The sequence below is a fragment of the Actinomadura fibrosa genome, from assembly GCF_900659615.1.
Classification (GTDB): domain Bacteria; phylum Actinomycetota; class Actinomycetes; order Streptosporangiales; family Streptosporangiaceae; genus Spirillospora; species Spirillospora fibrosa.
In genome coordinates this window covers 16,528-32,625 of sequence record NZ_CAACUY010000006.1, presented here as the reverse complement: position 1 = coordinate 32,625, position 16,098 = coordinate 16,528, and the positions used below count along the sequence as shown (strand labels likewise).

The 16,098-nt window shown below is 71.1% G+C and carries 17 protein-coding genes; 8 read left to right on the top strand and 9 right to left on the bottom strand.

Features of this window, described 5'->3' with window-relative positions; all coding sequences use genetic code 11:
- Positions 1–126: 126 nt before the first annotated feature.
- Positions 127–1,362 (bottom strand): helix-turn-helix domain-containing protein, encoded by a 1,236-nt coding sequence (locus E1300_RS04110; protein ID WP_131755516.1) that lies wholly within the window; start codon positions 1,360–1,362, stop codon positions 127–129.
- Positions 1,363–1,481: 119 nt separating this feature from the next.
- Between E1300_RS04110 and E1300_RS04105 the strand changes: the two genes are divergently transcribed.
- Together E1300_RS04105 and E1300_RS04100 are read left to right on the top strand one after the other, a co-directional pair.
- Positions 1,482–1,835 (top strand): 4a-hydroxytetrahydrobiopterin dehydratase, encoded by a 354-nt coding sequence (locus E1300_RS04105; protein ID WP_207399471.1) that lies wholly within the window; start codon positions 1,482–1,484, stop codon positions 1,833–1,835.
- Positions 1,836–2,142: 307 nt separating this feature from the next.
- Positions 2,143–2,454 carry a 4a-hydroxytetrahydrobiopterin dehydratase gene (locus E1300_RS04100; protein WP_242618929.1) on the top strand — a complete coding sequence of 104 codons (312 nt, stop codon included), beginning with the start codon at positions 2,143–2,145 and terminating at the stop codon, positions 2,452–2,454.
- Between the two features lie 95 nt (positions 2,455–2,549).
- Here E1300_RS04100 and E1300_RS04095 read toward each other — a convergent pair whose 3' ends face one another.
- Positions 2,550–3,716, bottom strand: a complete 1,167-nt coding sequence (locus E1300_RS04095) for an epoxide hydrolase family protein (protein ID WP_131755515.1) — start codon at positions 3,714–3,716, stop codon at positions 2,550–2,552.
- Positions 3,717–3,789: 73 nt separating this feature from the next.
- Between E1300_RS04095 and E1300_RS04090 the strand changes: the two genes are divergently transcribed.
- From E1300_RS04090 to E1300_RS04080, 3 genes are all read left to right on the top strand, one after another.
- Positions 3,790–4,353 (top strand): CGNR zinc finger domain-containing protein, encoded by a 564-nt coding sequence (locus E1300_RS04090; RefSeq protein WP_131755514.1) that lies wholly within the window; start codon positions 3,790–3,792, stop codon positions 4,351–4,353.
- A gap of 147 nt (positions 4,354–4,500) precedes the next feature.
- Positions 4,501–5,037, top strand: a complete 537-nt coding sequence (locus E1300_RS04085) for an RNA polymerase sigma factor (RefSeq protein WP_131755513.1) — start codon at positions 4,501–4,503, stop codon at positions 5,035–5,037.
- The gene (locus E1300_RS04080) at positions 5,034–6,101 is read left to right on the top strand and encodes a TolB family protein (protein WP_131755512.1); all 1,068 of its coding nucleotides are present in this window, start codon (positions 5,034–5,036) and stop codon (positions 6,099–6,101) included. The genes E1300_RS04085 and E1300_RS04080 overlap by 4 nt, the downstream gene beginning before the upstream one ends.
- Positions 6,102–6,111: 10 nt before the next feature.
- On the opposite strand, the gene E1300_RS04075 is transcribed toward E1300_RS04080, so the two are convergent.
- The 7 genes from E1300_RS04075 to E1300_RS04050 all read right to left on the bottom strand — a co-directional run bounded on the left by E1300_RS04075 (position 6,112) and on the right by E1300_RS04050 (position 11,246).
- Entirely contained in the window at positions 6,112–7,128 is a 1,017-nt protein-coding gene (locus E1300_RS04075; protein ID WP_131755511.1) for a methyltransferase, read from the bottom strand.
- Between the two features lie 84 nt (positions 7,129–7,212).
- Positions 7,213–7,836, bottom strand: coding sequence for a hypothetical protein (locus tag E1300_RS04070; protein ID WP_131755510.1), 624 nt, complete (start codon positions 7,834–7,836; stop codon positions 7,213–7,215).
- Positions 7,837–7,887: 51 nt separating this feature from the next.
- Positions 7,888–8,595, bottom strand: coding sequence for a peptidoglycan-binding protein (locus E1300_RS04065; protein WP_131755509.1), 708 nt, complete (start codon positions 8,593–8,595; stop codon positions 7,888–7,890).
- Complete coding sequence (locus E1300_RS53305; protein WP_278045339.1) at positions 8,595–8,717, bottom strand: hypothetical protein; 123 nt, start codon at positions 8,715–8,717, stop codon at positions 8,595–8,597. The genes E1300_RS04065 and E1300_RS53305 overlap by 1 nt, the downstream gene beginning before the upstream one ends.
- Positions 8,718–8,912: 195 nt before the next feature.
- On the bottom strand, positions 8,913–9,233 hold the full coding sequence (locus tag E1300_RS04060; RefSeq protein WP_131755508.1) for a hypothetical protein: 321 nt from the start codon (positions 9,231–9,233) through the stop codon (positions 8,913–8,915).
- Between the two features lie 20 nt (positions 9,234–9,253).
- Positions 9,254–10,264, bottom strand: a complete 1,011-nt coding sequence (locus E1300_RS04055) for a bile acid:sodium symporter family protein (RefSeq protein ID WP_131755507.1) — start codon at positions 10,262–10,264, stop codon at positions 9,254–9,256.
- 52 nt (positions 10,265–10,316) lie between these two features.
- A complete protein-coding gene (locus tag E1300_RS04050; RefSeq protein ID WP_131755506.1) occupies positions 10,317–11,246 on the bottom strand; it encodes an isocitrate lyase/PEP mutase family protein in 930 nt (309 codons plus the stop codon).
- Positions 11,247–12,242: 996 nt separating this feature from the next.
- Between E1300_RS04050 and E1300_RS04045 the strand changes: the two genes are divergently transcribed.
- The 3 genes from E1300_RS04045 to E1300_RS04035 are packed head-to-tail and all read left to right on the top strand — an operon-like array spanning position 12,243 to position 16,047.
- Positions 12,243–12,755: a (2Fe-2S)-binding protein gene (locus E1300_RS04045; RefSeq protein WP_131755505.1), complete on the top strand. Its 513-nt coding sequence runs from the start codon at positions 12,243–12,245 to the stop codon at positions 12,753–12,755.
- A complete protein-coding gene (locus tag E1300_RS04040; RefSeq protein WP_131755504.1) occupies positions 12,752–15,193 on the top strand; it encodes a xanthine dehydrogenase family protein molybdopterin-binding subunit in 2,442 nt (813 codons plus the stop codon). Before E1300_RS04045 ends, E1300_RS04040 begins: the two co-directional genes overlap by 4 nt.
- Entirely contained in the window at positions 15,190–16,047 is an 858-nt protein-coding gene (locus E1300_RS04035; RefSeq protein WP_131755503.1) for an FAD binding domain-containing protein, read from the top strand. Before E1300_RS04040 ends, E1300_RS04035 begins: the two co-directional genes overlap by 4 nt.
- Positions 16,048–16,098: the final 51 nt, after the last annotated feature.

Genomic DNA, 16,098 nt, shown 5'->3' with positions numbered 1-16,098 from the left:
ACCTCGTTTCCGGTCAGGCCCCGGATCCCCGGCGTTCCCGCGCCGGCCGGGGCCGCTTCTGTGTCGTAGGACACAGGGTCAGCCCGGCGGCACACACGCAGAGACAGGATTCCTGTCCCCACGTCATCAGACCAGCAGCCCGATCCGATCAGCGAGGTCCCGGGCACCGTGCCGGATCGACGGTGGGCCGTCCTGCGCCATCTCCGTCGTCATGCGGCGCGCATACCCGTTCCAGCGGATCGTTTCGGGCGCCACGGTGTACGCCGTGACGAGGCTGCCGAGCGCCTCGGTCCGGTCCCCGGCGAGCTGCCACGCGCGCGCGACCTCGATGAGATGCCGGCCTCGCCGCGGCTGTGACGGGATGGCGGCCTGCTCCACCTTGCGCGCCTGCTTGCGGGCTTCGCCGCCCTGCCTCAACTCGACGGCGAACGTGACGGCATGGGCGCCCATGATGATCCGTGAGAACGACGTCATCGGGTCGTAGTGGTCGGCGGGCAGGCCGCGAGCGATGCGGTCGGCCTCCTCCCACCACCCCCACGCCACACCACGCTGCCCAGACCGCGCTGCGGTGTATCCGGCACTCACGTGCAGTGCGCCCCACATCGCGCGCAGCTCGGCTCCGGCGTTGTCCATATGCGGGCGAAGAGCGTCGAGTCCCTGCCGGTTCACCGTCTCGGCGGCGTCGAAGTCTCCGGCGTCGCGGTGCGCTTCGGTGAGCAGCCACACCGCGCCGCCGAACGCGCGCGGATCCTCTGACTCCTCAGCCGCCATGATGGACCGCTCGGCGATCCGCCAGAGCAGCCCGGAATCCGGCTGGTAGGCCGCATAGAACTGGGTGAGAGAGTAGACCTCCGAGAGAATGGCCAAGGCTCGACGCCGGTCGGCTCCCTCCAGGGCACGGGACGCGCGCTTGGCGTCGCGGATCAGCTCGGGCAGCAGCGAACCGAGGACCGTCCGGTGATCGGGTGCCGCGTGCCGAGCCCGCCAGGCCGCGTCCAGCCGGGCCTGAAGGTGCCTCAGCGGCGGAGGCGCGTCGGCCGTCGACACGGCGACCGTGTTGATCGCAGCCCGGACGGTCGACAGCGCGGGATGACCGGGTCCGCGGAACATGCTCATGGGGACCGGCTTGCCGCCGGTGAGCGTGGCGACGTCGCGGAGCCTCAGCGCCTCGGCAATGCTCAGGAGGGTGGGAAGCTTGGGCTGGCCGATCTCGCCGCGCTCGACGGCTTTGATCCATCGTCCGTTCCTGCCGATCAGGCCGCCCAGAACGTCCCGAGGCATCCCACGTCGCTCCCGGTAGTACTGGATGCGCTGCCCGACGGACAGGCCTGGATCAGCGGGATCGATGCTACGGTCACGCATAGGCCGGAACCTCCCGGAAAACTCGACACTCCCAGGCTAGGCGTGGGGCGTGTGCCTTTTACAGGAGCATGCGGATCGGGTCTTCCGCTGGCCACTGCGCAGGCGCCCAGCTCGTGGAGATGCTCGTCCACCTTGGGAGGATTGACGTGAGTCTGCGGACGCCCCTCACCGCCGAGCAGGTCACCGAGCGGCTCGCCCGAACCGGGTGGTCAGGAGACACCACGTCGATCTATCGGGTCTTCGCCGTGGAGTACGACGTGGCGATGCGGATCGTCTCCGAGGTCGCCGTCGCCGCCATCGAGCTGGAACACCGCCCCGACATCGACATCCGTTGGGACCGGCTGCGCTTCTCGATGACCACGCACACTGCCGGCGACGTGGTCACGGAACTCGACTTCAAGACAGCCGAACGGATCAACGAGATAGCCACGCGCCACGGCGCGAAGTCGGTACCGGACGACCAGACCGGATGACCACCCGACAGCGGCCAGGCCTGGCTGTGCCGTCGTGACGACGGCATCGCCGAACCGCGACTCCCATGGAACGCGTCGAGGCGCTGAAGGCGTTCGCCGCAGCGTTGGCTGGGGCCTGTGATCCTTGGCCGAGAGAGTTGTCGAGATCGCGGGGCGGGCTGTCGCGGCGTGTGGTGAGACGGGGTCCGAGCGCCTTCGCGAGGAGTTGGGCGCGCTGCCTGCGCGCGCGGCGGCCTGGGCCCACAACTCGGCGGGACGCGAGCTCGCTGGGATCATCGCGTCCATCGCCTGATTGCGGGAGGTTGCCGTGCCCATTCCCGAGCCTTTGACGGACCGGCAGATCGCCGAGCGCCTCGCGTCCCTTCCCGGATGGGAACGCGACGGGAACGCGATCACCCGGACGTTCGCCCACACCTACCACGAGACGGTGCACCTGGCGATGTACGTCGCGGCGAAGGCCCGCGAGGTCGGGCATCACCCGGACATCCACATCACGTGGCAGCGGATTCGGTTCGAGATCACCACACATGACGCCGGACACCGGCTCACGGCCAAGGACTTCGAGTTGGCCGCGCACATCGACTCGATCGCCGCGGGGCATGGCGCGGAGCCGGTCTGACCTGCGCCTGATGGTTCACTACGCGGCGGCTCAACACCGACCGGCCGAAGTGTCGGTGGCTCACGTACGGATTGTCGTGTGGTGGTTGGCCGTGTTTAGCGCGTGGCGGCTAGTACTGCCTTCAGGCCCTTTTGTAGGTCTTTTAGGAAGTACTCGGGGACTTCTAGGGAGGGGAAGTGGCCTCCGCGTTCGGGGGTTTTCCAGTGGACGATTTGGCGGTAGCGCTCTTGTGCCCAGGGGCGGGGGTACTTCTCGATGTCGCGGGGGTACATGGTGATCGCTGAGGGGACGTCGACTCGGAGGTCGGGGTCGAGGGAGTTGTGGCTTTCGTAGTAGATGCGGGCTGCTGAGGCGCCGGTTCGGGTCAGCCAGTAGAGGGTGACGTTGTCGAGGACGCGGTCTCTGGAGATCGTCTCGAACGGGGTTTCTTCGGTGTCCGACCATTCGGCGAACTTGTCGAGGATCCAGGCGAGAAGGCCTACGGGTGAGTCGACGAGGGAGTAGCCGATGGTCTGTGGGCGGGTCGCCTGTTGCTTTGCGTAGGCCGCGCGGTTGTGCCAGAAGTCGCGGGTCTGCTCGGTCCATTCGCGCTCGGCCGTTGTCAGGCCGTCCGTTGTCAGTCCGGGCGGTGCCTGCGCGAAGGTCGAGTGGATGCCGAGGACGTGCTCGGGGAATCTGCCGCCGAGGACCGTGGTGATGACGCCTCCCCAGTCTCCGCCGTGGGCGACGAACTCGCTGTAGCCGAGCCTTTCCATCAGTTCCACCCATGCGGACGCGATTTTCTCGGTTCCCCAGCCGGTGGCGGACGGCTTGTCGCTGTAGCCGAAGCCCGGCAGTGAGGGGACCACGACGTGGAACGCCGGCGCGTCCGTGTCTTTCGGGTCCGATAGTTCGTCGATGACGTCGACGAATTCGACGATGCTGCCTGGCCAGCCGTGGGTCAGGACGAGAGGGGTGGCGTCCGGGCGTGTGGATCGGCGGTGCAGGAAGTGGATGCCCAGGCCGTCGATGGTCGTGCGGAACTGGCCGAGTTGGTCGAGGCGCTCTTCGAGTGACCGCCAGTCGTATCCGGTGCGCCAGTAGTGCACGAGATCGGCGAGGTCGGTGAGGGGGACGCCCTGGTCCCATCGGCGGCGGCCGGACGCGGTGCGGTCCACCGTCTCGGGCTCCGGCAGCCGGGCGGCGGCCAGGCGGGCGCGCAGATCGTCGAGGTCGGCGTCGGTCGCGCGGGCTTTGAACGCCTGCACGTCGTGCGGGGACATGGAACCTCCTAGAACCGGCTAAGACGGTTCTAACAGGTGTCCGCGGGCAGGTGCAACCGGCTAAGGTGGTTCCATGCGTGCCGGGTTCCCTGAGTTCCGCCTGGGTAGCGTGCTGGCAACGAGCTTCACGGCGACCCTGACGGAGCGGTGCGGCGACTCTGTGGAGCGCATTCCGACGCCGCAGCGGCTCGTCGACTGGCTGGCGGTGAGCGGTCTGGCCGTGGACTCCTGCACGGCTGCCCAGCTCGACCTCGCTCGGGAGTTGAGGGAGTCGATTCACGCTGCCGCGACGGCGGCGGCGGTCCAGGAGCCTCTTCCCGTTTCTGCTATTCAGGTCATCAATGACCGCAGTGTTGACGGACGGGCGGCGGCGGTCCTGACGTCCGAGGGCAAGCGGGAATGGCGGCTCGGCTCGGCTCGCGTGGAGGATGCCCTTGGCGTGATCGCCGCCGATGCGGTCAGCATCATCGCGGGTGAGCGGGACGGGCGGCTGGCCCTGTGCGCATCACCGACCTGCCGGGCCGCCTTCTTCGACACGAGCCAGAGCCGCACCCGCAAATGGTGCGACATGAACACGTGCGGGAATCGGCAGAAGAAGGCGCGGTTCAACGCCAAGCAGCGTGAGAAGTCCGGGTGACCCGTTAGGCGGGGTGGGCTTCCACGAGACCGTCTTCCGTGAGTTGGCGGGGTGCCTCGACTCGCCGCCGCACCACCGATGTCCCCCTTCCGGTCGGGAAGTTCCGGGGGCGAAGCAACCTTTGGGGCGTTCGGTGGTTGTCAGTGCATGACGTTCGACCGAAGTCCGACCGCCGCGGTCGCCCGGGACGCCGGGACGCCCGGTGACGGCGTGGCGGAACTGTTCCGCGTCCATCATCTGGCGCTCGTCCGGCTCGCTCTGCTGATGCTGGGCGACCGGGCGGGCGCCGAGGACGTGGTGCAGGACGTCTACGCCCGCCTGCACCGGCGCCGCCGGGCGGTGCCGGACGTCCCCGATGAGCTCCTCGCCTACGCCCGCGCGTCCGTGCTCAACGCGTGCCGGACGCTGCTGCGCCGCAGGGCCCTGATGAGCAGGCTCGTCCAGGCGCCCGACCCCGTGTGGTCCGCGGAGAACGACGTGCTGATCGCGGACGACCGGCGCCGCGTGCTGCAGGCCCTGCTCAAGCTGCCGCCGAGGCAGCGCGAGGCGATCGTCCTGCGCTACTACCTCGACCTGTCGGAGGCCGAGATCGCCGCCGCCATGGGCGTGCGCCGCGGCACGGTGAAGTCGACCGTGGCCCGCGGGCTGAACGCGCTCGGCGAGCGCTACCAGGAGGAACGATGACCCGCTTGACCGACGATCTCGTCCGCGCCGCGCTGCGGGACGGCGCCGGCACCGTCGACCGCGACGGCCTCCGTCCCCTCGCCGCGCCCGCCCGTTCGCGGCGCCGCTGGGTGATTCCGGCGTGCGCCGCCGTCACCGCGGCCGCCGCGGCGGTGGCCGCCGTGTTCGCCGTGCCGCATCAACGCGGTGAGCCTGAGATGTCCCTCGCGTCCTACGTCGGCGCCCGGTACGTCGTGGACGGCGCCTGGCCCACGGGCGGGAAGGAGCTGACGATCAGCGAGGTCTCCACCGACCGGATCGTCGGGCGCGTCCCCGCGCCCGCGGGCTCCTCCGGCTTCATCGACGCCGCCGGTACCGGGGACAACCGGACGTTCCTCCTCACCACCGCCGACGCCAGGGCCTGCCGGACGTACTTCTACCGGCTGACGCTCCGTGGGAACGGGACGCCGGAGGGGCTGACCGCGCTGCCCTCCGCGACCGTCCCGGGAAGGCAGGGCGACGGCCCGGACCAGCTCGCCGCGGCGCCGGGGGGCGGCAGGCTCGCGTACTCCACCGTGGGCTGCGGCGCCGGGAAGCCCCAAGGGCACATCACCGTCGTGGACGTCGCGACGGGCGTCCGGCACGAGGTCGGCCTGCCCCGGGGGGCGCAGGCCGAGGACCTTCGGTGGGCGCCCGACGGCCGCCGGCTCACCTTCCGGCTCGCCGCGGACGGGTGGGACGGATGGCAGATGAACCTCTTCGACCTCGCCACGGGCGCGAGGACTCCCATCTCGCTCGGGCCTGCCGGGTCCAGCTTCGAGATCGGCCAGATCACACCGGACGGCGGGCATCTGGTGGCGATCGTCTCCACGGGCGGGGAGCGGCGGATCGTGTGGTACTCGCTGACCTCCCTGGCCGTCACGCACCAGGTGTCCCTGGGCGCCGGTCCGGCGAACGTCCCGATGATCGCCGGCGCCGGGACCGACGACGTCGTGTTCGCGATCGGTGACCGCTTCTACCGCGTCCGGGGCACGAAGGTGGAGTCCAAGCGTGTGCGCAACGACGGTACGACCGGCATCTGGTGACGGGCGCCGGTCAGGCGGGGTGGGCTTCCAGGATTGAGACGACCGTTCCTGTGGGGACGATGTTCGTCAGGCGCAGGTCGGCCGCGGTGAAGAGGTGCTCGAATTCGGCCTGGGTGCGTTCTCTGCCGGTGAAGGCCGCCATGAGCAGGACGTCCAGGGCCTTGGCCTGGTGGGGCTCGTTGCCGCGCGGGACGACCGCGTCGAAGACGAGGACGCGGCCGCCGGGAGCGAGGGCGCGGCGGCAGTTCCGCAGGATCTGGACACACCGCTCGTCGTCCCAGTCGTGCAGGATGCGCTTCACCATGTGGACGTCGCCGAAAGGGACCTCGGTGAAGAAGTCGCCGGGGACGACCTCCCAGCGGCCCGCGGTCTCCTCGGTGTCCAGGCGGTGGCCGGGCACCACGTGCGGTTCGTCCAGGAGGACGCCGCGCAGGCCGGGGCGGCGGCGCAGGACCTCCAGGAGCAGGCCGCCCTGGCCGCCGCCGACGTCCACGACCGTGCCGGTCTCCGGGAAGTCGTAGGCGGCGGCGATCGGCCCGTTCTCCTGGTCGGAGAAGGCGGCCATGCCGTTGTGGAACGCGGTCGCGGTGCGCTCCTCCTTGCCGATGTACTCGAAGATCGGCATGCCGAAGAGGTCGTCGAAGATCGGGCCGCCGCGCCGGACGCAGCGGTCGAGCTCGCCGGCGGGCGCCCACAGCGACCGGTCGGTGATCATCAGGATCGCGGGCCCGGCGGGCGGTTCGGCGTCCGAGCGGAGGGGCTGCCCGAGGTCTGTGAGGCGGAAGCGGCCGTCGTCGAGCTCCTCGACGACGCCGCGGGTGGCGAGGACGCGGAGCATGCGGAGGAGGTTGCCCTCGTGCACGTCGGACCGCGCGGCGAGGTCGGCGACGGGGAGCGGGCCGTCCGCGAGGTGGTCGGCCAGGCCCAGGAGGGCGGTCGCGCGGAGTGCGGCGGGGAAGACGAAGTCGAGCGCCTGGTCGATGAGGGCGGACGCCGCCTCAGCGGCCGTGCCGTTCTCGGTGTGCATCGCGGTCTCCCTTCCGGCGGAGGGCCGACGGTCTCCATGGAACATCGCCGTCCGTCCGCCCGCCAGACCCGGAAACCCGCGGAGTCAGGGTGAACGGTCCGGCTGCGGTAGGTCGGCTGGACGGCCGGCCGCGTCGGCGAGCGCGTCCAGGTACTTCAGGAGCAGGCCGCGCGAGAGCCTGCCGTCGTACTTCTCCACGGACACGAGGTCGTCGCCGCGGCGGAGACCGTCCAGGCCGCCCGGCTGGAGGACGTCGATGACCTCGAACCGGTCGCGTTCCCACGCCATGAAGGCGGGGTAGCAGGCGAGCCTGAGGTCTTCGCCGGACGCGGCGGGCGGCGCGGTCATGGCGAGGGTGACGACGTGGTCGTAGCGCCAGACGCGCCGGGGCGACACCTTGACCCGCCGCTGGCGCGCGTGGAAGACGTGCCCCCGGTACTCACCGAGCAGTTCGATGTGGGTGTCGGGGAGCGGACCGTCGTCCCAGCGCGCGGCGCCGTCACGCGGCCGTTCGCCGCGGTTCCACCACCAGCGGCGGTGGAACCGCAGTGACCAGCCGTTCTCGCGGGCCATGCGGCGCGCGAGGAACAGGACGAACAGCAGCCGCGGCACCTCGCGGTACGCCCACCAGGCCAGGGCGGCGAGGACGGGGATCCAGATCGCCCACTCGACCGGTCGGTCAGGCAGGAACAGCAGCCAGTACTCCATGGCGAACGCACCGTAGGGCAGGGCTCACGTGCGCGGCAAGCCTCGCGGGGCTCAGTGGACGCGGAGAAGGATCGGCCAGGTCTTCGGGCCGACGACGCCGTCCGCGGTGACGCCGCCCCATTTCTGGACGGCCTTCACGGCGGCCTCGGTGGTGGCGTCGAAGCGGCCGTTCATGGTGACCTCCGGGTGGCTGCGGGCCATGAGCAGGCCCTGCACGCTCTCGACGTGCTCGCCCGAGTCGCCCTTGCCGAGCTGGGGTAGTTTCCTCACGATCTCCTCCGTCCAGTCGCCGCCGCCGTAGGCGGGACGTCCGTATCCGGCGATCACCGACGCGTCGCGGACGCGGCGGCGGCAGGCGTCGCCGGTGTTGGCCTCGATGGTCTGCACCCGGGCGCCGCTGAGGACCTTCTCGACGATGCCGACGTGGTCGATGGCGTCGATCCGGTTCGTGGCGTCCCAGTCGAAGAAGACGATGTCGCCCGGTCTGGCCGCTCTGAGCTGGGCCGTGGTGCCGGCGTGCCATCGTCCGATCTTGCGGAAGTCCTCGGCGTGCCAGGGGGTGTAGGCGCGGTCGCCGGCCGGGAGGACCGTGGCCGCGTTGCCGCTGTGCCGGGCCCAATAGGTGACGGCCATGTCGCACCAGGAGGCTTCGAGGAACTCGTCGCCGTGCCGGGACGCGTACTCGCGGGTGATCCGGTTCGGCCGGCCCGACATCCCGATGCACTTGCGGGCCTCGGAGAGCATCCGCGCGGCGCTCATCAGGCATCCTCCCCGCGGAAGTACCCGTCGGAATCGGGAGCGCCGTACAGCTCTTCGAGGACCTGCTCCTCGTCGGACTCGGTGGCGCGGTGGACGTCGGGGTGCGCGTCCACCGCGTCCATACGGGTGAGTTCGTTGGCGTCTTGTCTCGTCTGGGGGGTCACTGCGCCTCCGGACCGTCGACTGTGACCGTCTCTCTGCGTGGGCGGTCACCGACCGAACGTAATGAGTCCCCCCTCTCTTCACCGGTTTTGCCTTTGGACGACGCCACGAGTGACCCAAGTGACGGCAAAGCCCGGCGGTGGGCGTCCGGTTGGCTATTCGTCGTCCGATTCGCCGGGTGTCAGGGTGGTGGACGAGCCGGTCAGCGCGCCGCTGGCCGAGCCCGGGGACATCGCGGTGGACGCGCCGCTCACCTCGTTGATGACGTCGCTTCCGGGGCTGCCGTCGCCCTTGGCGAGGTTGAAGGAGCGGTCGATCTCCAGCCAGCTGTCGTTGCCGGCGTCCTCACCGCTGTTGGTGAAGTTGAACGCGTGGACGTCGATGGCCTTCGCGTCGGCGGACGCCGGGGACGGCGCCGCCGCGAGGAGGGCGGTGGCGGCCGCCGCGGTCAGAAGGGTCGTGGCGACAGTACGCATGGGTGTTCTCCGGGGGATGTTCAGGCGGCGGCGGTGGCGGCGTCCGGTACGGGCGCCGGGCGCGTGGCGAAGCGCTGGGCCAGCCACGAGCAGACCAGCAGCTGCATCTGGTGGTAGAGCATGAGCGGGAGGACGGTGGTGCTGACGGTGGCGTCGGCGAACAGGACGGCCGCCATGGGGAGGCCGCTCGCGAGGCTCTTCTGCGAGCCGCAGAACAGGATGGCGACGCGGTCCTCGCCGGAGAAGCCGGCGGCCCGCGCGATCAGTTCGGCGATGGCGAGGGCGACGGCCAGCAGCAGCGCGATGACCAGCGCCAGAACGCCGAGGGTGGCGGGCGCGAGGCCGTCCCAGACGCCAGCGACGACGCCCTTGCTGAAGGCCGTGTAGACGACCAGGAGGATGACGCCGCGGTCGTAGCGCGACAGCAGCCCGCGGCGGGCCCGCACCCGGTCGCCGATCCAGCGCTGGACGAGCTGCCCGGCGAGGAACGGCAGCAGGAGCCGGACGGCGATGTCGCCGAGGGCGTCGAGCGAGAACCCGCCGCCGTGCCCGGCCTCGATCAGCGCGGCGGCCAGCAGGGGGGTGAGCAGGACGCCGAGCAGGTTGGACAGGGAGGCGCTGCAGATCGCGCCCGCCTCGTTGCCGCGGGCCATCGAGGTGAGCGTGATGGACGACTGGACCGTCGACGGCAGCACGCACAGAAACACGACACCGGCGTAGAGCGGCTCGTCGAGGATCTCGGGGACGAGCAGCGCGCACGCGACCGCCAGCGCCGGGAACACCAGGAAGGTGACGGACGTGATGGCGGTGTGCAGGCGCCAGTGCCGCAGCCCGCGCAGGGCCTCGGCGGTGGAGAGGCGGGCGCCGTAGAGGAAGAACAGCACGGTGATCGCGACCGTGCCGGCATGGTCCAGGGCGGTCGCGGCCGGGCCGCGGGCGGGGATCATCGCGGCGATTCCCACCGAACAGAGAATCGCCGCGATGTAGGGATCGATGTGCAGCCGCGTCAGCGCCGCGGTGACAACGCGCATCTCGTCCTGTGCTCCTTACAACGTGCCTTGCCGTCATCGATCCCAGGCGGTGTCACACCGGGGCGCCCGCGAGCTCCTTGTCCTGCGAGGCGACGCCCGGCTCCGGGTCGACCGGTTCCGAGCAGGCCGGTTCCGGGTCGGCCGGTTCCATGCGCGCCGGCCGGACGGCGACCGGCTTCGCGTGGTTCCGGCTGATGTTGCGCTCCAGCAGCGCGAGCGACTCCTTCACGCCGACGGCGCCGGCGGTGACCTCGGGCAGCCGCCCGTCGTCGCCCTTGAGCCGCAGCAGCGCCTCGTCCATGGCGCTCTGCGCCGCGAACAGGCACGGCGTGCTGTAGATGGCCACGTTGACGCCGAGGTCGGCGAGCTCGGGCAGCGAGATGCGGGGCGACTTGCCCCCGGCGATCTGGTTGAACAACAGCGGCTTGTCGCCGATCACCGCTCGGACCCGGTGGATCCACTCGACGCTGCGGACACCGTCCACGAGGATGACGTCGGCGTCGGTCTCCGCCAGCGCCCGCGCGCGGATCAGGATCTCCTCCTCGTCGGTGGCGTCGGTGCGCGCGACCACGACCAGGTCGCGCCGGGTGTTGAGCACCATCTCCAGCTTGTCCAGGTACTCCTGAAGCGGGAGGATCCGCTTGCCCTCGACGTGCCCGCAGCGGCGCGGCCGCTGCTGGTCCTCCAGGATCACGCCGGACGCGCCGATCATCTCCAGCTGCTCGACGACGTGGCAGGCGACCTCCGGGTCGACATAGCCGTCGTCGATGTCGACCAGCAGGTGCTGGGCCGGGAAGGCGAGCCGCAGCCGCTGCACGAACGCCACCATGTCCGGCCAGGCGATGAAGCCGATGTCGGGCAGGCCGTAGTACGAGGCCGCGAACCCGAAGCCGGAAACGAAGAGGCCGTCGTAGTGCTGCGCGGCGACGGAGGCGGAGAACATGTCGAAGACCCCGATCAGCGGGGTCACACCATTCGTCATGATCTCGCGTCGTAGCTCGTCTCCGTAATTCACGTATCACTCCTCTGCTCTCGCGTGATGGAGGGCATCCCGGATCCCGGTCGGGTCGCCGGGAATGCCGCTTCTAGAACCCGACCGCAGAATTGTCTCGATTCCGCGTCACAAATAGTTACTCATCCATGGTGCATAGAGCGAGTAAGGACAGGGTATGGCCAGCGTAAAATTGGACACAGCCGGTCCGCTATGCACGCTGAATGGGGATTTATAACCGCGATCGGCGAAAGTCGCGCGGAGCCGGTCGAGGCGCGCGAAGCCCCGTCCACACGGGCGATGTGACGCTCCGTGTTCGCTGCTGCGGTCGACCCGTAACAGCCGGGCCATCCGGTATCGGGCGCCATCGAGATCAAAGGCGAGGCATCGTCCGGTAGGCGGCGAGCAACAATTACCGGCGAACATCAAGGCCCGCCCACAGTCGCGTCGCATGCGGAAGCTCCGCGTCCCGGAGTGGCACGGGACGAGCGGTTCGGCCAATTGCGAGTGAAGTACCGATTCTTCCGCTCTCACCGCTCGAACCGGATTCCAGAAAGGTTCATCTGTGGACGGCGCGCACAACGAACGCCGCCCGGGCCCACCCCACGTCTCGTCGCGGTCTCGCGCACGTCTTGCCTCTGTCGCTACTCGGTCTCGCGTGCGCCGCGCCTCTGTCTCGCGTGCGCCGTGCCTCGGTCGCGTCTTGGGCTCGTGTGCGCTTCGCCTCTGTCGCGTCTTGGGCTCGTCCGCGCTCCGCCGCGGGCTTGGCTGTGGTTCGCGGTTGCCGTCCGCCCGGCGCGCCGCGGCGGGTGGCGCGAACCGGGGCAGATCGGTCGGCCGCGAGGGCTGGTACGGGATTCGACCTCGGATTACGGTCATTAGGTCGCCTGCCACGGAGGTGGCCCCGATGACGTGGCCCGACCAGCGCGCACCGCCCGGAGGACGTTCCCTTCCCGGTCCACCCCGAGACGTCCCAGGGAGAGACGCATGCCCCCAATCCGTGTCGAGGTCGACGGTGCGACGTACGAGGACGACGTCGAACCGCGCCTCCTACTCGTCCACTACCTGCGCGATCGGCTGGGGAAGGTCGGTACCCCGGTCGGCTGCGACACCGGCAACTGCGGCGCCTGCACCGTCCTGATGGACGGGCTGAGCGTGAAGAGCTGCTCCGTCCTCGCCGTCCAGGCGGACGGGCACGACGTCACGACCGTCGAGGGGCTCGGGGCCGGCGGCGCGGAGCACCCGATGCAGCGGGCGTTCCACGAGGAGCACGCGCTCCAGTGCGGCTACTGCACCCCCGGCATGATCATGGCGTCGATCGACCTGCTGCGGGAGAACGCCGACCCGTCCGAGGCGGAGATCCGGGACGGGCTGGAGGGCAACCTGTGCCGGTGCACCGGCTACCAGAACATCGTCCGGGCCGTCCGGCGGGCCGCCGGCGAGATGCGGCGCCCGGCGGAGGAGCGCGCGACGGCGGAGGAGCGGGAGGCGACGCCATGACGGTCGAGGAGGTGGGCGCGCCGCGGCGGCGCGTCGAGGACGCCCGGCTGGTCACCGGCCGGACGCGGTGGACCGACAACATGGCGCCCGCCGGGACGCTGTACGTCGCGTTCCTGCGCAGCCCGCAGGCGCACGCGCGGATCACGCGGGTCGACACCGCGCGGGCGAAGGAGCGGCCCGGGGTGGTCGCGGTGTTCGGCGGCGCCGACCTGGCGGAGGAGCAGGGCTCGCTGCCGTGCGCCTGGGTCGTCACCGAGGACATGCGGCATCCGGAGCATCCGCCGATGGCGGTGGAGGAGGTCCGGTACGTCGGGGAGCCCGTCGCGTGCGTCGTCGCGCGCGACCGGTACGCGGCCGTGGACGCGCTGGAGGACATCGACGTCGACTACGAGCCGCTTCCCGCGGTCGTGGACATGGAGGAGGCGCTGGCCGAGGGCGCCAACCTCGTGCATGCGGACCTCGGCACGAACGCGTCCTACACGTGGGTGTTCGAGAACGGCGACCTCGACGCGGCGCTGCGGGACGCGCCGGTGGTGCTGGAGCGCCGGTACGTGCAGCAGCGGCTGATCCCGACGGCGATGGAGCCGCGCTCGGTGCTGTGCGTGCCGGAGGGCGACGAGTTCACGCTGTACTCGGCGACGCAGATCCCGCACATCCTGCGGCTGATGCTCGCGACGGTCACCGGGATCCCCGAGCACCGGATCCGGGTCGTCGCGCCGGACGTCGGCGGCGGTTTCGGGTCGAAGCTCCAGGTGTACGGGGAGGAGGTCCTCGCGCTGCTGCTCGCGCGGCGGCTCGGCCGTCCGGTGAAGTGGACGGAGACGCGCAGCGAGGGCAACATGGCCGTCCACCACGGGCGCGACCAGATCCAGCGGCTGACGCTCGCGGCGGAGCGGGACGGCCGGATCCGCGGCCTGAAGGTGGACCTGCTCGCCGACATGGGCGCCTACCTGATGCTGGTCACGCCGGGCATCCCGCTGCTCGGCGCGTTCATGTACAACGGCATCTACAAGATGGACGCGCTGTCGTTCACGTGCACGGGCGTGTTCACGACGAAGACGCCGACGGACGCGTACCGGGGCGCGGGACGTCCCGAGGCGACGTACGCGATCGAGCGGCTGATGGACGAGCTGGCCGCCGAGCTTGACCTCGACCCGATCGAGGTGCGGCGCCGCAACTGGATCGGGCACGGCGAGTTCCCGTACGAGACGATCGCGGGGCTGACCTACGACTCCGGCGACTACGAGTCGGCGACGGAGAAGGCGCTCCAGCTCTTCGAGTACGACAAGCTGCGCGCCGAGCAGGCCGACCGGCGCGAGCGCCGCGACCCGGTGCAGCTCGGGATCGGCGTGTCCACGTTCACCGAGATGTGCGGGCTCGCGCCGTCGCGGGTGCTGGGCTCGCTGTCGTACGGCGCGGGCGGCTGGGAGCACGCGTCGGTGCGGATCCTGCCGTCCGGGAAGGTCGAGGTCGTCACGGGCTCGTCCGCGCACGGGCAGGGCCACGAGACGGCGTGGGCACAGATCGCCGCGGACCGGCTCGGCGTCCCGTTCGAGGACGTGAAGGTCCTGCACGGTGACACCGCCGTGTCGCCGAAGGGCATGGACACCTACGGGTCGCGGTCGTTGGCCGTGGGCGGGGTGGCGCTGTACTCCGCCTGCGACAAGGTCGTCGAGAAGGCCCGGCGGGTCGCCGCGCACCTGCTGGAGGCGTCCGAGCAGGACCTCGACTTCAGCGGCGGGCGGTTCAGCGTCCGCGGCGTCGCGGACGAGGGCAGGACGCTCCAGGAGGTCGCGCTCGCCGCGTTCGCCGCGCACGACCTGCCGGACGGGATCGAACCGTCCCTCGACTCGGACGCGACCCACGACCCGGACAATTTCTCCTTCCCGCACGGGACGCACCTCTGCGCGGCGGAGGTCGACACCGAGACCGGCATGGTGACGCTGCGGTCGTACGTGGCCGTGGACGACGTCGGCAAGGTCGTCAACCCGCTGATCGTGGAGGGGCAGGTGCACGGCGGGCTCGCGCAGGGCATCGCGCAGGCCCTGTACGAGGAGGCCGTGTACGACGCCGACGGCAACCTGACGACGACCACGATGGCCGACTACCTCGTCCCGTCGGCGGCGGACCTGCCCGTCTTCGTCACCGACCGCACCGAGACGCCCGCGACGACCAACCCGCTCGGCGTGAAGGGCGTCGGGGAGGCCGGCACGATCGCGTCCACCCCGGCGGTCGTCAACGCGATCGTGGACGCGCTGCGCCCGTTCGGCGTGCGGGACGTCCCGATGCCGTGCACGCCGGAGCGCGTCTGGCGAGCCCTGCGCGCGGAGGAGGAACCGGACGAGTCCGAACCCGGAGCGGGCGGCGGGCTCGGTTCGGCGGACGGCGGGCTCGGCCCGGCGGGTGGCGGATCCGGCTCGGCGGGAGGTGCGCGATGATCTCGGCGACGTTCGCCTACGTGCGTCCCGGCTCGGTGGACGAGGCCGTCTCGGCGCTCGCCGACGCGGGCGAGGACGCGAAGGTCCTCGCGGGCGGCCAGAGCCTGACGCCGCTGCTGCGGCTGCGGCTCGCCTACCCCGACGCGCTCGTCGACGTCGGCCGGATCGACGAGCTGCGCGAGATCCGGGACGAGGGCGACGCGGTCCGCATCGGCGCGATGGCGACGCACCACCAGGTGCTGCGCGACCCCCTCGTCAACGAGCACCTGCCGCTGATCGCGCAGGCGACCGCGACGGTGGCGGACCCCGCCGTCCGGCACCGCGGCACGTTCGGCGGCTCGCTCGCCCACGCCGACCCGGCGGGCGACCTGCCCGCCGTCGCGCTGGCGCTGGACGCGGTGCTCGTCGCCCGGTCCGTGCGGGGCGAGCGGGAGATCCCGGCGGCGGACTTCTTCGTCGACTGGATGACCTCGGCGCTGGAACCGGACGAGTTGCTCACCGCTATCCGGGTGCCGAAGCTCGGCCCGGGCTGGGGCTCGCACTACTGGAAGTTCCACCGGACGGCGCAGGCGTGGGCGATCGTCGGCGTCGCGTGCGCGGTCCGCCGGGAGCGCGGCGCGATCGAGGACGCCCGGGTCGCGCTCACCAACATGGGCCCGCGGCCCGTCCGGGCCCGCGCGGTCGAGCGGTTCATCGAGGGCCGGAGCGTGTCCGAGGACGCCTTCCGCTCCGCGGGCGCGCACGCCGCCGAGGGCACGGAGCCGCCGGGCGATCTGCACGGCTCGCCGGAGTACCGGACGCACCTCGCGAAGGTGCTCACCACCCGGGCGCTGACCGCCGCGGCGGCGGTCTAGGCGGGGGGCCACGCGGCCGGGCCGCCCATCCCGGCCCGGCCGCGTGGCCGT

Excerpts from the sequence above, each read along its gene's own strand:
- E1300_RS04110 (WP_131755516.1), bottom strand. The coding sequence starts at position 1,362 with ATGCGTGACCGTAGCATCGATCCCGCTGATCCAGGCCTGTCCGTCGGG.
- E1300_RS04105 (WP_207399471.1), top strand. The coding sequence starts at position 1,482 with ATGCTCGTCCACCTTGGGAGGATTGACGTGAGTCTGCGGACGCCCCTC.
- E1300_RS04095 (WP_131755515.1), bottom strand. The coding sequence starts at position 3,716 with ATGTCCCCGCACGACGTGCAGGCGTTCAAAGCCCGCGCGACCGACGCC.
- E1300_RS04090 (WP_131755514.1), top strand. The coding sequence starts at position 3,790 with ATGCGTGCCGGGTTCCCTGAGTTCCGCCTGGGTAGCGTGCTGGCAACG.
- E1300_RS04085 (WP_131755513.1), top strand. The coding sequence starts at position 4,501 with ATGACGTTCGACCGAAGTCCGACCGCCGCGGTCGCCCGGGACGCCGGG.
- E1300_RS04080 (WP_131755512.1), top strand. The coding sequence starts at position 5,034 with ATGACCCGCTTGACCGACGATCTCGTCCGCGCCGCGCTGCGGGACGGC.
- E1300_RS04075 (WP_131755511.1), bottom strand. The coding sequence starts at position 7,128 with ATGCACACCGAGAACGGCACGGCCGCTGAGGCGGCGTCCGCCCTCATC.
- E1300_RS04070 (WP_131755510.1), bottom strand. The coding sequence starts at position 7,836 with ATGGAGTACTGGCTGCTGTTCCTGCCTGACCGACCGGTCGAGTGGGCG.
- E1300_RS04065 (WP_131755509.1), bottom strand. The coding sequence starts at position 8,595 with ATGAGCGCCGCGCGGATGCTCTCCGAGGCCCGCAAGTGCATCGGGATG.
- E1300_RS53305 (WP_278045339.1), bottom strand. The coding sequence starts at position 8,717 with ATGGACGCGGTGGACGCGCACCCCGACGTCCACCGCGCCACCGAGTCC.
- E1300_RS04060 (WP_131755508.1), bottom strand. The coding sequence starts at position 9,233 with ATGCGTACTGTCGCCACGACCCTTCTGACCGCGGCGGCCGCCACCGCC.
- E1300_RS04055 (WP_131755507.1), bottom strand. The coding sequence starts at position 10,264 with ATGCGCGTTGTCACCGCGGCGCTGACGCGGCTGCACATCGATCCCTAC.
- E1300_RS04050 (WP_131755506.1), bottom strand. The coding sequence starts at position 11,246 with ATGACGAATGGTGTGACCCCGCTGATCGGGGTCTTCGACATGTTCTCC.
- E1300_RS04045 (WP_131755505.1), top strand. The coding sequence starts at position 12,243 with ATGCCCCCAATCCGTGTCGAGGTCGACGGTGCGACGTACGAGGACGAC.
- E1300_RS04040 (WP_131755504.1), top strand. The coding sequence starts at position 12,752 with ATGACGGTCGAGGAGGTGGGCGCGCCGCGGCGGCGCGTCGAGGACGCC.
- E1300_RS04035 (WP_131755503.1), top strand. The coding sequence starts at position 15,190 with ATGATCTCGGCGACGTTCGCCTACGTGCGTCCCGGCTCGGTGGACGAG.